At 37.0% G+C, this 13,966-nt stretch carries 14 protein-coding genes; 3 read left to right on the forward strand and 11 right to left on the reverse strand.

Going from position 1 to position 13,966, the window contains the following annotated elements:
- Nucleotides 1-147: 147 nt before the first annotated feature.
- The 10 genes from AC1DVP_RS19205 to AC1DVP_RS19250 all read right to left on the reverse strand — a co-directional run bounded on the left by AC1DVP_RS19205 (nt 148) and on the right by AC1DVP_RS19250 (nt 8,434).
- On the reverse strand, nt 148-1,740 hold the full coding sequence (locus AC1DVP_RS19205) for a magnesium transporter MgtE N-terminal domain-containing protein (RefSeq protein ID WP_477185089.1): 1,593 nt from the start codon (nt 1,738-1,740) through the stop codon (nt 148-150).
- Nucleotides 1,741-2,079: 339 nt separating this feature from the next.
- Nucleotides 2,080-3,030 carry a tRNA modification radical SAM protein MnmL/YtqA gene (gene mnmL, locus AC1DVP_RS19210; RefSeq protein ID WP_477185090.1) on the reverse strand — a complete coding sequence of 317 codons (951 nt, stop codon included), beginning with the start codon at nt 3,028-3,030 and terminating at the stop codon, nt 2,080-2,082.
- A gap of 230 nt (nt 3,031-3,260) precedes the next feature.
- Entirely contained in the window at nt 3,261-4,268 is a 1,008-nt protein-coding gene (gene moaA / locus AC1DVP_RS19215; protein WP_477185091.1) for a GTP 3',8-cyclase MoaA, read from the reverse strand.
- Nucleotides 4,258-5,172 (reverse strand): bifunctional molybdenum cofactor biosynthesis protein MoaC/MoaB, encoded by a 915-nt coding sequence (gene moaCB / locus AC1DVP_RS19220; RefSeq protein ID WP_477185092.1) that lies wholly within the window; start codon nt 5,170-5,172, stop codon nt 4,258-4,260. Before moaCB ends, moaA begins: the two co-directional genes overlap by 11 nt.
- A 124-nt stretch (nt 5,173-5,296) precedes the next feature.
- Nucleotides 5,297-5,743 (reverse strand): molybdenum cofactor biosynthesis protein MoaE, encoded by a 447-nt coding sequence (locus tag AC1DVP_RS19225; protein ID WP_477185093.1) that lies wholly within the window; start codon nt 5,741-5,743, stop codon nt 5,297-5,299.
- A 79-nt stretch (nt 5,744-5,822) separates the two neighbouring features.
- A complete protein-coding gene (locus tag AC1DVP_RS19230; RefSeq protein ID WP_477185094.1) occupies nt 5,823-6,890 on the reverse strand; it encodes a ThiF family adenylyltransferase in 1,068 nt (355 codons plus the stop codon).
- Nucleotides 6,891-7,010: 120 nt separating this feature from the next.
- Nucleotides 7,011-7,253 (reverse strand): MoaD/ThiS family protein, encoded by a 243-nt coding sequence (locus AC1DVP_RS19235; RefSeq protein WP_477185095.1) that lies wholly within the window; start codon nt 7,251-7,253, stop codon nt 7,011-7,013.
- Nucleotides 7,250-7,819: a molybdenum cofactor guanylyltransferase gene (gene mobA / locus AC1DVP_RS19240; RefSeq protein WP_477185096.1), complete on the reverse strand. Its 570-nt coding sequence runs from the start codon at nt 7,817-7,819 to the stop codon at nt 7,250-7,252. Before mobA ends, AC1DVP_RS19235 begins: the two co-directional genes overlap by 4 nt.
- A gap of 8 nt (nt 7,820-7,827) precedes the next feature.
- Nucleotides 7,828-8,157 carry a winged helix-turn-helix domain-containing protein gene (locus AC1DVP_RS19245; protein WP_477185097.1) on the reverse strand — a complete coding sequence of 110 codons (330 nt, stop codon included), beginning with the start codon at nt 8,155-8,157 and terminating at the stop codon, nt 7,828-7,830.
- A gap of 133 nt (nt 8,158-8,290) precedes the next feature.
- Nucleotides 8,291-8,434 (reverse strand): hypothetical protein, encoded by a 144-nt coding sequence (locus tag AC1DVP_RS19250; protein ID WP_477185098.1) that lies wholly within the window; start codon nt 8,432-8,434, stop codon nt 8,291-8,293.
- A gap of 320 nt (nt 8,435-8,754) precedes the next feature.
- Between AC1DVP_RS19250 and AC1DVP_RS19255 the strand changes: the two genes are divergently transcribed.
- Nucleotides 8,755-9,573 carry a DUF5995 family protein gene (locus AC1DVP_RS19255; RefSeq protein ID WP_477185099.1) on the forward strand — a complete coding sequence of 273 codons (819 nt, stop codon included), beginning with the start codon at nt 8,755-8,757 and terminating at the stop codon, nt 9,571-9,573.
- A gap of 131 nt (nt 9,574-9,704) precedes the next feature.
- Here AC1DVP_RS19255 and glgA read toward each other — a convergent pair whose 3' ends face one another.
- On the reverse strand, nt 9,705-10,931 hold the full coding sequence (gene glgA, locus AC1DVP_RS19260; protein WP_477185100.1) for a glycogen synthase: 1,227 nt from the start codon (nt 10,929-10,931) through the stop codon (nt 9,705-9,707).
- A 266-nt stretch (nt 10,932-11,197) separates the two neighbouring features.
- Between glgA and AC1DVP_RS19265 the strand changes: the two genes are divergently transcribed.
- On the forward strand, nt 11,198-12,307 hold the full coding sequence (locus AC1DVP_RS19265; protein ID WP_477185101.1) for an AI-2E family transporter: 1,110 nt from the start codon (nt 11,198-11,200) through the stop codon (nt 12,305-12,307).
- A gap of 410 nt (nt 12,308-12,717) precedes the next feature.
- Nucleotides 12,718-13,587, forward strand: a complete 870-nt coding sequence (locus AC1DVP_RS19270) for a tetratricopeptide repeat protein (protein WP_477185102.1) — start codon at nt 12,718-12,720, stop codon at nt 13,585-13,587.
- Nucleotides 13,588-13,966: the final 379 nt, after the last annotated feature.

A 13,966-nucleotide genomic window follows, 5' to 3' on the forward strand; every position in this document is an offset into this window, starting at 1 on the left:
AAATACTTAAGTAGTTTTCAACACACAAATAAATTAAAATATGTTATAATATCAGTTATAAATGCCATATCTTTTGTATTCAAGGGAGTTGGCTCTCTTTTTTATTTTGGTTTCGAATGAATTTGCATCATTTACTCAAAAAATAATTTAACTTGGTTTCTCACATCCCTTGCGGTTGTAAAACCACCAATTAATTGTTGTAGCTAATATAGTGAAAACAATCAAGCCAATAAAAAATTGATTAACAGTACCATTTGCCGTAATATTATTTCCTATGAATTTAGAAAAGATAAAAGGGCCAAAAGCAGCAATCGCGGCAGTCCACCCAATTACGCCTGCAGCTTGACGCTGATTCTCTGAAAATATGATAGGAAACTGTCTAAAAGTGCCCGCATTTCCAACTCCCGTAAAAAAGAACATTGATAAAATCACCCCTACAAATAGCGGAAACTGATCCATGCTCGTAGGTGAAACCAATCCTTGGGTAACCAAAATAATTGCGCCAGTTAAAATTCCAAATCCTGTTATGGTTGTCAATATGGCTCCTCCAATTTTATCGGCTACAAAACCAAAAGCAACTCTGCTGGCAGAGCCAATAAGCGGTCCGTAAAAAGCATATACCAGTGGATCCGGCGCATCCGGAAAATCACCGTATAAATATTTAATCATCAAAGGAAATGCAGCCGACAAACCTGCGAACGTTCCAAAAGTCATTACATAAGTAATGGTGCAGAACCAAGTATGTTTGTTTTTAAAAATATCCATTTGCTCTTTTATGGAAGTCTGCATTGGAATACTTCTTAAAAAGAACCAGCTGATAACTGCCAAAACCAAAAGAAAAGAGGTGTACCAAAATGCTGCCGATTGAATATAAATTTTCTTGTGTGTAACGGCCCCATTTTCGGGATTGAGTTTGTTTAATATTTTTTCAGCCAATTTAGGATTGGCATTCGCAATCGCTTTTGATTTTGCTTTCAAAGGCAATGCTGCAAAAATTTCTACATTTTCATCTGAGTGTGTTGCCACAGTTACCGAATCCAATACTGGTTTCTTTACATTGTCCAAAATTTTAGTTTGCACTTCAGCATCCAGTGCTGCAAAAACTTCTTTTTGTTTCTCAACTGTCGAATCTTTAAAAACATTCAGTGTTTCTTTTGCATCAACACTCGTAAATACCGATGAAGCTCCATATATGCTCACACTCAAAATAAGCGGAGTGACAAACTGAGCTAGAGAAACCCCAAAATTCCCGATTCCTGCTTGTATTCCGAGTGCTGTTCCTTTCAATCTTTTTGGAAAAAACAAACTCGTACTTGGCATAAAGGACGAGAAATCCCCACCGCCAAATCCACAAGTAAAAGCCAAAACGGCAAATACCCAAAACGGAGTATTAGTATCCATCACCGCAAAACCAATACCGATTACTGGTATTAATTTAAGTAAGGTAGCCAAAGCCACAACGTGTCTTGTTCCAAATATCGGCAGGATAAAGGTGTGGATGATTCTTAAAAATCCTGCAGCCAAACCCGGTATTGCCACCAGCCAAAAAAGCTGGTCTTTGGAAAACGGAAAACCAAGCCCCGGTAATTTCACCGCAATTACGCTCATCATAAACCATGAGGCAAAAGATAGTATTAATGACAAAGTTGTAATTGTTAAAGTTTTCCAAGCAATTTTACTGCCGGTGTTTTCCCAGAAATTTTCATCTTCTGGTTCCCATTTGTCTAACCAAGTTTTCATATTCTATATTATTTGTTTACACTAATTAAAATTGTCCGACTCCAAATCAAATTTCAGTGAAATCCATCTTTCAAAAAAAAGATAAAAAAGTCTTTTATTTATAGTGTAAAATTAAGAGTCAAAAAGAATATAAAATATGATTTTTATCAGCTAAGAGAAATGTGCTAAATTATTGCAGCTACTTAATTAAATTGTATCCTTATTTTCGAAATAAATTTCTCATTTTTTTTAATCAAATCTCGGTTATAAACTTAGCTTCTTAGTAAGAAAACCAAAATTTAACTTAATGGCATTGCGAGAGATTTTACAAACTGACGAAGTAATAACAAATATGATTTTTTAAATGCCTGTGTATTTGGAACCTTGGATGATGCCTCTTTTTTCGATTGTGGAGTCGATATAATGCTGAATTTCGGACTTTTTGAGTCCCCAGTTTGGGGTGATGAGCAAATCCCAATCGGAGATTCCGAATAAACGCTGAATGACAATATCGGGGCGCAGGAGCGGAATTAGGCCACAAAGCAAATCGGTGTATTGTTCCAAAGTGAAGAGCGGGAACGGATTTCGTTTGTAATGAACGCCCATAATCGAACCTTCGACAATGTGCAGGTGGTGGAATTTGACAAATTTTATTTGAGGAAAACGGTTGATTTCATTGATATAGTTGAGCATCATTTCGCAAGTTTCCCAAGGGAATCCAAAAACGGTGTGCACACACAAATCGATTGGGCTGTCCTTTAACAATTCTACGGCGGTTATGAACTCGGCGTGGGTACAACCCCGGTTTATTTTTTCTAAGGTTTCATCATACATGGATTCCATCCCCATTTCGAGATCGACATCGAATCGATTACAATAGCTTTCGAGTAAGGCAATTTTTTCGGCATCGATACAATCAGGACGCGTCCCAACCGAAAAACCAACTACCTCGTCGGGATTGAAAGACAAAGCCCTGTCATATATTGTTTTGAGATAATCGACATGGGCATATGTATTAGTATTTGGCTGAAAATAGACAATGAATTGGTCTGCTTTGTATAATTTTTTGGCGCGTTCCATTCCCTGAAGCAATTGGTCTTCTATCGTGGGTGCTTTTCTGGAAATATCTGGTGTGAAGGAATCTGTATTGCAATAGGTGCAACCGCCGTAACCTTTCAGCCCATCTCGATTGGGACAGCTAAAATTACCGTCTACAATTACTTTGAAAACTTTTTTTCCGTTGTATTTTTCACGAAGATGGGTACCGTAATTGTTGTACCCTTTTTTGTTAGATTCTTTTTCTGCCTTCATTTTGCAAAGTTATTCACTATTATATAGTGCCAACAATGACTTTTATCAGGGATTTTGTAAAGGTAATTTTAGACACAGATTACACAAATTTTCACAAATCTATACGCTTAATAGGGTTCGTGAAATTATTACACGAATGAATTCGTGATAATTTGTGAAATTCATGTGAACCTTTTTCATTGTAGAATCAAATATTTAATAATTTCGACTCATGATGATTAAAAAAATCCCTAACCCCCAATCTTAATCATACTTCGATTTTGAGAAAAAAGAAGCGGATTTTGGAATTTAGCATCATCATCCATTCCGCCTCGCATGGCGTGTTTGGATTTTATGTTTTGAAAAATAAGCGGTTCGATTGATTCTCCTGCTCTTAAGGTGTCAAGCAATGACGTTTCGGTATTAGAGAACAAACAATTTTTCAGTTTCCCATCAGCGGTTAAACGGATGCGGTTGCAGGTACTGCAAAAAGGATTGGTCACGGAACTGATTACTGAAAAACTGCCTAGATAGGATTCTATCTTGTGATTTTTAGCGGTGTCATTCGGTTTATCTTGCATGCGCTCTACCCTTTGTTCGGTATAAAAATCATTGACCTGTGAAAGGATTTCAGCGTAACTCACCAATTTTTCCTTATTCCATTGATTGCCGTCAAAAGGCATGAACTCAATAAACCGAATCTGAATGTTTCGGTCTTTGGTCATCTCAATAAAATCGATAATTTCATTATCATTAAACCCCTTGATAACGACTACATTTAGTTTCACCTTGAAACCGTTTATCTCAAGCAAATCGAGATTTTCAATTAGTTTTTCAAAATAATTACGGCGAGTGATTTGGTTGAATTTGTCTTTTTTCAAACTGTCGATACTCACGTTCAAAGTGGTGACTCCCGCTTCTTTAAAGGTGTCAATGAATTCGTGAACCAAAATTCCATTGGTGGTCAAAGTGAGTTCAACGCCTAATTTTCCTAATTCTTCAATAATCTTTTTGGCATCTTTTCGTACCAAAGGCTCACCACCGGTCAATCGGATTTTGGTCACGCCCAGTTTTACGAAAGTCTGGGCAATGGTAACAATCTCATCTGCAGTCATCAGATGCGCCCTTGGCGTAAGCGCAATCCCCTCGGCCGGCATACAATAAGTGCATCTCAAATTACAATGCTCTGTAATCGAAATGCGGAGGTAATTGTGCGCTCTGCCGTGGTTGTCCTGCATTAGATTGATTTTATTTTCCATGATTGAAACCATTTAATATTTTAAATAAATGCAATACCGAAGGAAATACGGCATCCATAGATTCACTGGCTCCCGCTGTGGAACCCGGCAAAGCCATAATCAAGGTATCGCCCTTGAAACCGACCACACTTCGGGAAAGCATCGCATAAGGCGTTCTGTCCTGCCCGTAAGAGCGAATAGCTTCCTCGATCCCCGGAATGCGTCGGTCAAGCATTGGAATAATGGCTTCGGGGGTGACATCTCGATTGGACAAACCCGTTCCGCCGGTTAGAATAATCAAATCCTTATTCGCAGTACACAATTTATTTATCGTTTCCTGAATATCGGCAACCTCATCTGGTATTATGGTATAATTCGAAACGCTTAGTCCCAGTTTCTTTACTTTATCCGAAATTACTTTTCCGGCTCTGTCTTCTTTTTTTCCGCTGGAAACACTGTCCGAACAAACAATTACCGCGACCGATAAATCAAGGTCTTCTTTGACTCCATAATCGGATTTTCCTCCTTTTTTGTGAAGCAGTTTTATGGTCGAAATTTCAACTTGTTTGTCGATAGGTTTTAGCATATCGTACATCGTCAAAGCCACTATCGAAGCGCCGTGCATGGCTTCGACCTCAACGCCTGTTCTGTAAATTGCTTTGACAGTTACTTTTATCAAAACCGAATCTTCCAACATTTCATATTCAATTCCGGTAAATTCAATCGGCATAGGATGACAATCTGGAATAGAATTCGATGTGTTTTTTACTGCAAACAAACCCGCTGTTCGTGCAACTTCCAATACATCGCCTTTTGGAACTGTTTTATTCAAAATGGCCTCCATCGTTGCCGGCGAACCTACTTTTACGATTGCTTGAGCTGTAGCTGTGCGCTGTGTTATTATTTTATGGGTGATATCTACCATTTATTTAGTGACTAGTGATTAGCTTTGGCCGTAAACCTTTAGAGTTATACCTTACTAATTAATTAAAAAATATTTCCTCTTTGTTCTTGTCTCTTTCTTCTTTCCTTTTGCAGTTTAACTCTTTCTAAGTATTCTGCTTCCAAGTATACGATTCATCTTCAAAAATTTCTTTTCCAAAAATGGCTGTTTTTTCTTTTATTTCTTCCACCAAAAACTCCAAAGCTTCATACACCACTTTTCGTCTTGGAGCTGAAACAAAGACAAACAAACATATTTCACCTGTTTTTACCGTTCCTAAACTATGGTAAATATGCAGACAGGAAAGCTCATATTTGGCGAAAGCCGATTCCCGGATTTCATAGAATGTCTGTTCTGCCATTTCTTCATAGGCAGTGTATTCTATTGCGGTTACTGTTTTACCGTCAATCACATCGGCACGAACTTGGCCTAAAAAAATATTATGCGCGCCAATCGTAGTTTTGCTTTGGTGTTTGGCAATCGAATTTCCAATGAATTCTGATGTTATTTGTCCCTGAATAAAGGAGCTTTTCTTTGGTTTATCTGTTGGCATGGTTATTATTGTATATATTTTTATTTTTTGAAATTGAAATTCTCATTGCAATTGATATTGATATTGCCATTGAAATTTGCTATTGAATTTGATTCTTCAGCGATTCAATTCCTTTTCCTAAATGAAAAACTCCGACAAATCCTGATTTTTGAAGATAATTCATTGCTGCTAAACTGCGCTGGCCTGTTTGACAAAACAAAACAATTTCCTGATTTTTATTCAATTTCTTACTGTAATCCTCTAATCCGCTCAAAGGAATCTGAATAATATTTTCTCCTTTAAACTCTGGTGTTTCATCCAATTCACGAACGTCAATGACAACGATTCCCAACTGACTGCATTTCTCTAAAAAAGCTTCTGGAGTTAAATCTTCATTTGTTTTTTTACTGTTCAAAAGTAAACTTCCCTTTATAAATCCTTTTTCAATTGCTTTTGGATTTTTGACAAAATCAATAATTTGGGTTTGAAAATACAGGGCATCATAAATCAATAATTTACCCGACAATACCGTACCGATTTCTAATATTATCTTAAGCACTTCGGTAGCTTGAAACAACCCCAAGGTATTAGGCAAAATGCCCAAGACTCCTGATTCTGCACAATTTGGAACCGCATTCAAACTTTCTTGCTCCGGAAACAAACAGCGGTAACTTGGCCCATTTTTATAATTGAATACCGAAACCTGCCCTTCAAACTTATGGATTGAGGCATACACCATCGGAATTCTTTTGGCAACCGACACATCATTAATCAAATAGCGAGCGGCAATCGCGTCGGTGCAATCGACTATGATTTGGTACTCATCCACAATTCTGGTGGCATTTTGCGAAGTAAAAAATTCTGAAAAAGCCGTCACGTTGATTTCAGGATTGAGTTCCAAAATCGCTTTCTTAGCTGTTTCGGCTTTACTGTTGCCACAATCCCCTAAGGTGAACAATAATTGTCTGTGCAGATTGGTTTCGTCCACCGTATCGCCATCCACAATCCCAATGTTTCCTACTCCTGCCGAAGCCAAATTTTGCAAAACCGGACATCCCAAGCCTCCCGCACCAATTACCAAGACACGAGCATCCAGTAATTTTTGCTGGCCTGTTTCTCCAATTTCCGGAAGAATTATTTGTCTTGTATAGCGTTTGGAATTTGTCATTTTTTATTTTTTATAAAACTGAACTTTTGCGTATGATTTACCGCAAAGTTGCCGCAAGGTTCGCAAAGCTTTACAGACCTTGCATAATTCTTATCGCTTCTTGCGGTTAATTTTCACTTCCTAACCACCCGCAAACGGTGGCAGAAGAGCAACCACATCCTGATCTTTAATTGTGGCTTGCAAATCAACAATTGTTTGGTTAACCGCAATATTATAAGCGGTGTTTTGCATTTTTTGGTAACTGCTTTCGATTTTTGATTTCAACGCCGAAACCAAAATAGTATCTTCATTGAAAGTGAAATGTTCTTCTTTCATTTGCGTAATGTCAGCGAGTAAACCAAAATATTTTAACGTTATGGTCATTTGGTTAAATTTTGATATTCTTCTGGTGTGTTTATATTTTGTACTTGATGGTTCCATATTTCAGGAACTTCAAGATTTCGGTGTTTGACGTCTTCGATTGCCTGTTGCAGTTTCAACTTGTTTCCGGCAATCTGCTCACCAAAAACAATCCGCATCGAGCGGTCGTATACCCCAATCAGCGGGTTGGTTTTGTCTGCAATTTTCGTTTGAGTCACCATATCGGTTTCGCTATGGCTTTCTATCATCCATTTCAGCAATTCGGTCGAAACCATTGGCACATCAACACTCAAAACAAGATTCACTTTGGTTTTGGATTCTTTCAGTCCAGTGTAAAGTCCGCCCACGGGACCTTTGTTTGCTATCATGTCTTCCACTCTGGAAAAACCTAAAGCATCGTATTCCTTATTGGCAGATACTATCAAAATATTGGAACCCACAATTGGCTGTAAGGCATCACAAATGTGCTGAATAAATGTCTTTCCGTTCAAATCCAACATCCCTTTATCGGTTCCCATACGCTGGCTTTTCCCGCCGGCTAATACTATCGCCGTTATTTTATTTTCCATAATTTGATTTATAAAGAATACTGCTTAAGCTGTTCATCCAAAAATTCCCAGCAGGCAACATTGATTTTTTCATAAGACTCAATAAGCGATTTCCCATAAGGAGTTATGACAGTACCTCCGCCCTTATTTCCACCAACTTGAGTCGCAATTAACGGTTCTTTGGAAGCTTTGTTTGATGCATCAATTAATTTCCATGCTTTTTGATACGAAATATTCATTTCCTTAGAAGCTTTATTAAGCGAACCTGTGGATTCAATCAGCTTTAACAATTGAATACGTCCCTCGCTAATAAGAATTCCATCATCGCTTTCTATCCAAATTTTGCTCTTGATTTTCAAAGTTGTTTCATTTCGTTATACTTTTACAAATATAACGAAATGAATGTATCCAAAAAATAAAAAAAGAGTTTCATGCTATATTTTTTGTTATAAAAATGAGGCTGAGAACAATGATATGCAGATTTAGTATTGATTATTTGCAATTATTTGGGACTTCCCCAACTAGTTTAACAACAAACCAAGCCACATACGATGTGAAAGCTAGCGGAGATGCTTCTTTCGTCAAGTATGACAAACTTGTGCGATACTGTTTATCTAAACCGTCCTGTTTTGTCATCCCTTTTTTAGATTTTTTCGACAACCAACGGTTAAACCGCGCTATAAAAAACGTTTTTTGTTGCTGACAAATCACAATATAACCTAACTAGCCCCGGTTGAAGAGGAAATCCTTTTGTGCCGTCTCTTCCAAAAAAACGGGAGGCACAAAAGATTGCAACGGAAAACGGGACGATATTAACAAAAATGCCAAATCTTTCTGCTTCAAATGAATAATCAGCCCTCAGCAATAAAAACAGCAAGATAATTACTCCAAAAAAGAGTACTGAAAAGCAAAAAATAATTATATTCGCTATCCAGTTTAACTATAACCAGCTATAAATGAATATCAAACAAGCCACAACAATAGACGAAGTTATTCAACTATTGGATGAAATTATCGAAAACTCAAAATCAGAACAAAGCGCCATAGGCATGTTTACCACTTTATATAGAGAAGTCACGATGCAAATAAAAAAAGGCATTGGAACCGGTTTATTTCAAAATCCAGAACGAATGGAAAAACTGGATGTCATTTTCGCCAATCGGTATTTGAAGGCTTATTACCAATACAAAGCAAAAGAAAAACCGTCGGAATGCTGGGAATTTGCTTTTCAGCAGGCGGAAAGTTTTTGGCCAATAGTGGTTCAGCATTTACTGCTCGGAATCAATGCGCACGTGAATTTGGATTTGGGAATAGCCTCAGCTCAAGTCAGCACTGTAGAGAATATCGAAGACTTAAAATCCGATTTTGACCAAATCAATGTTATCCTCAGTAATTTGGTAGAAAGTGTCGAAAAATGCCTGGTTAAAATTTGGCCGACATTGACAATCATATTAAAATTATCAGGTAAAATTGACAATTTCTTTATTGACTTCAGCATGAAAACCGCAAGAGACGGCGCTTGGAAATATGCTACTGAATTTGTAGCAATTCCAGAAAAAGAAAGAGAAGCTTCGATAAAACAAAGAGACATCAAAGTCACCAAAATAGCTAGATTGGTTTCAAATCCAGGCTATTTAGTTAGTGGCGTTTTCAAATTCATTCGATTATTTGAAAAAGGAACGGTCGCTCAAAAAATAATAGATTTACAGATAGTTGGAGAAAAAACCAGCACACAACCTGTATTGGAAACTGTTTACGTAATGGCTGATAAATAGTCACTTTAATCTGCAGGAGATCTAACCGCAAAGTTCACAAAGAAAAAACGCAAGGTTCGCAAAGCTTTGCGTTCATATTGCTTTCTTTGCGAACCTTGCGGTTAATTTATTTACAAATATATTAAATTCGTTTATGCAGTCTCTTTTTCAAATCGAGCAATTACATCCTGATAATAGTTAAATGTGGTTTTGGCAATGGACTCCCAGCTGAATTTTTGTAAAACTCTCACACGGCCTGCCTTACCCATAGCGGTTGCCAATTCTTCATTATTAAGCAATGCATTCACTTTATCAGCAAAAGCTTTTTGGAAAACCAATGGATTCAGCGGATTGAAATTGGTTCTCGAAACACTCTCCAGCGGAATCAAATAACCTGTTTCTCCTTCTACAATTATTTCTGGGATTCCGCCTACGTGACTGCCCACAACAGACGTTTCGCAAGCCATCGCTTCCAAATTGATAATTCCGAAAGGCTCGTACAATGATGGACAGGCAAAAACCCGAGCGTGACTGTACATCACTTTGACTTTTTCTCGAGGCAACATTTCCGAAATCAAAATCACACCCTCACGTTTGGTTTTCAATTGGTCGATAAGTGTTGAAGTTTCAAGAGCAATCTCTTCAGTGTCGGGAGCACCGGCGCAAAGCACAATCTGGCAATCTTCATTAAAATATTGAGAAGCTTCTATCAATTGTGAAATTCCTTTTTGGCGGGTAATACGACCTACAAAAAGTACAAATGGAATAGCCGGGTCGATTCCGTATTCTCTCAATAAAGCCTCATCAAAAGTAGGCTTGTAAAATTCGGGATCAATTCCATTATGAATTACGGTTACTTTTTTAGGATCAACGCCATAAGCTTCCACTACATCGGTTTTCATTTGTTCACTTACGGCAACGATTCCGTCGGCAGACTTATAGGCATTAGTTTCAATCCATCGCGACATAAAATAGCCGTTCCCCAATTGTTCCACTTTCCAAGGACGGTGGGTTTCCAGACTATGGGTTGTCAATATCAACGGCACCTGCAACAATTCCCTAGTAAAAACACCAGCCAAATGTGTGTACCAAGTATGGCAATGGACAATATCGGCTTTTGGGGTAGCCTGAGCCATTTCAACATTTCGGCTTAGGTTATGAAACATCTTGATGTGTTCGTTTTCGGGATCCACCATTTTGGTCAAACACGAATTTATGCCTTCTACGTGCATCGATTCCCGATTTTCCTTTTGGTCACCAAAACACCGAACTTCAACCTGTCCCAATTTAGACAATTCTTGGCTTAAAAAATCAATATGTACTCCTGCTCCGCCGTAAATATTTGGGGGAAATTCGTTGGTATAAAGTGCTATCTTCATTTAGTGTGTTTTTTGGTTTACAATATTTGGAACAAACAAATCATTAAAGCATTGAACTGCATCAAAATGTCAATTTAGTAAAAATACAAAACCGCAATGTATTTTATAAGGAAACCTTTCATTATTTTTTTAAACTTTTTTGGCCTCAGCCTACAAAAAACATAAATTTTTCACAAAAGACATTATTATTTAATGACAATAATTACAACATTTTAACTAGTTTAGCATAATAATACCGTTMTTTTTTTTCAACCAAAAAATCAAAAATGAATCAAAACAACTCAAATTTCTACGAATTAAATTTCGAAAAAATTGCCGATACCATTATTCGTCTTGGTGTGCTCTTCCTGTTAATCGGTTGGTGTTATGACATTTTAAAACCGTTTGTTTTAATAATAATTTGGGCAATAGTTATTGCCATAGCTTTCAGTCCGGTTTATGAAAGGGTAGTCAGATTATTTAAAGGCCGAAAGATACTAGCCACCATATTTGTGGCACTCATACTGCTCACAATTTTGGTCGTTCCCAGCGCACTCATAACCCAGTCCTTATACGAAGAAATCAATAACTTCGCCCATTACTACCAAACCAATGAACACCTGATTCCGCCTCCTGGAGAGACCACCAAAAACTGGCCAACCATAACAAAACCAATAGTAGAAATATGGTCATCGGCCTCCGAAGATCTTTCCAAAGTAGCACTCAAATACTCGGAACAATTAAAAGTAGCTGGTGCGTGGTTACTGCTTTCGCTGGCGGGAATTGGTAAAGGGATTCTGCAGTTTATTATCTCGATTATCATCGCTATGGGACTATTATTGTATTCCGAATCACTGGTCAAAGTTTCCAAAAATATTTTTATAAAACTGATAGGTTCAAATGGCGAACACTATGCAGAAATCACCGTAATTACCATCCGAAATGTGGTGAAAGGATTCTTGGGCGTAGCTCTAATTCAAGCACTGATGATAGGAGCAGGATTCTTCATTGCAGGTGTTCCATTTGCTGGAATTTTCACAATTATCTGCCTTTTTCTAGCCATAATACAAGTGGGAATTGGTCCCGTTGCCATCCCGGTAGTAATTTATATGTATTCCGTAACCGATGCCACAACCTCAACCATACTGGCAATTTGGGTAGGAATCACTTTGATTTCCGACAATATCCTAAAACCAATATTCTTAGGAAGAGGCAATCCTCCAGCGCCAATGCTTGTCATATTTCTAGGAGCCATCGGCGGTTTCATTTACAACGGCTTCATCGGATTATTCTTGGGAGCTGTCATCCTAACCCTAGGGTATAAATTTTTCCTTTCGTGGATCGAAATCAATGAAGAACCGCAAATAGAAGAAATACCAATAGACGCAGAGGAATAAACTTTATCATTTCAATTTACCTCGTCAGTTGGCAAAAGATCATTTGAGCGTACCACCATAAAGGAAAGGGAGCAGCTCATCACAACGATGAGTCGCTCCCTTTCCTTTATGCTGTCAGGCTATCCGCGCTGCTTCGGCAGCTTGCTTCTATCCTTCACGCGAGATTCACCACATTATAAGAACTTTATAAAAAACTATAGGGCATTGATTATTTCAAAAACTAAAACATTCATAAGCAATATTCTTTTTGAAATTTATAAGTATTTTTTTATATTTTAGCAACACCAAAAATCAATTCAACAATAGATGAATTCATTTTGTTGGTTTGTTATTTCATAGATACAATCCTCATGAACTAACATTAAATCATTGACATTGCAAACCTATTTAAACTAACAAAACCAAATTATATGAAAAAAATTATTCTGCTTTTAATAATCGGATTAAATCTAACCTATTCCTATTCACAATCTTTAGAAGAAAAAATAGCAATCAAGGCTTGTGAATGTCTAAAAAACAAAAAGGAAGTTAACGATGATGTCTATCGAGAATGCATCTCAGCCTCTATGTCAAATGAAGTCCTAAACAGTAAAGATCCGAAAGATAGAGAAGCAATGAATACAGTCGAGGGTATTCAAAATATATTTAAAAAAGTACATGAAATAATGCCCAAAACTTGCAAAAGCGAAGGGCAGAAAGAATCGGATCAAATAAAAAATGTACATTATTCCTATTCTAAAAATGAAAGTGCCAAAAACTCTTATATAGTTGCTAAAGATGCAATGGAAAACAAAAATTACAAAGTCGCCATTGAAGGATTCCAAATAGCTTTAAAACAAGACAATCAGTTTGTTTTAGCATACGATGATATCGCCATGTGCTATAGACAATTAAAGGATTACGACAATGCCATAAAGAATTATGAAAAATCCCTTAAAATATATCCAGAAGGAGATTTTGCATTATTAAACATTGGCGTCGTTTATTCTTTAAAATCAGATTTTAAAAACGCTATCAAATATTATGAATTGCTAATAAAATATCAGCCCAAAAATGCCGAAGGCTATTTTGGAGCAGGTCAAAATTACTTTACTCTAAATGATTATGAAAAGGCACTTGACAATATTTTTATTGCACACAGAATCTACACTGAGGAAAACTCAGATTATGCAAAAGATACGGAACAGGTTATTGGAATGATATATCAAAAATTAAAATCAGAAAACAAAGAAGACCTTTTCAAAAAAATTGCAAAAAAAAATAATATTGAAATAAACTAAAAACACCGCTAGTACGAGCACAATGTCATTAAGTCATTATGAAAATCTAAACCCGTAAACTAGCCCCGATTGAAGTAAAAATCCTTGTGTGCCGTCTCGTCCCAAAAGACGAGAGGCACACAAGATTGCAACGGAAAGATTCTGTGTTGATTTTCTAATAAATCTAAATTTTATTTTTTATTTTTTATCATTAAATTTGTCCTCTAAGTCGGCCATAGAGCTAGACTGTATAGCGTGCTTATGCCTTTTGTGCTTGCACGCTATTTTTTTTATAATCCTTGTCGTAAGTTGTTTTGTTTTTATAAAGAACATAAATCAATTCCAATAACTTTCTCTGAACGGCGACACATCCTTTCATTTTAATCCCATGTTTTGCTAC

This window comes from Flavobacterium sp. P3_A6, from assembly GCF_056403035.1.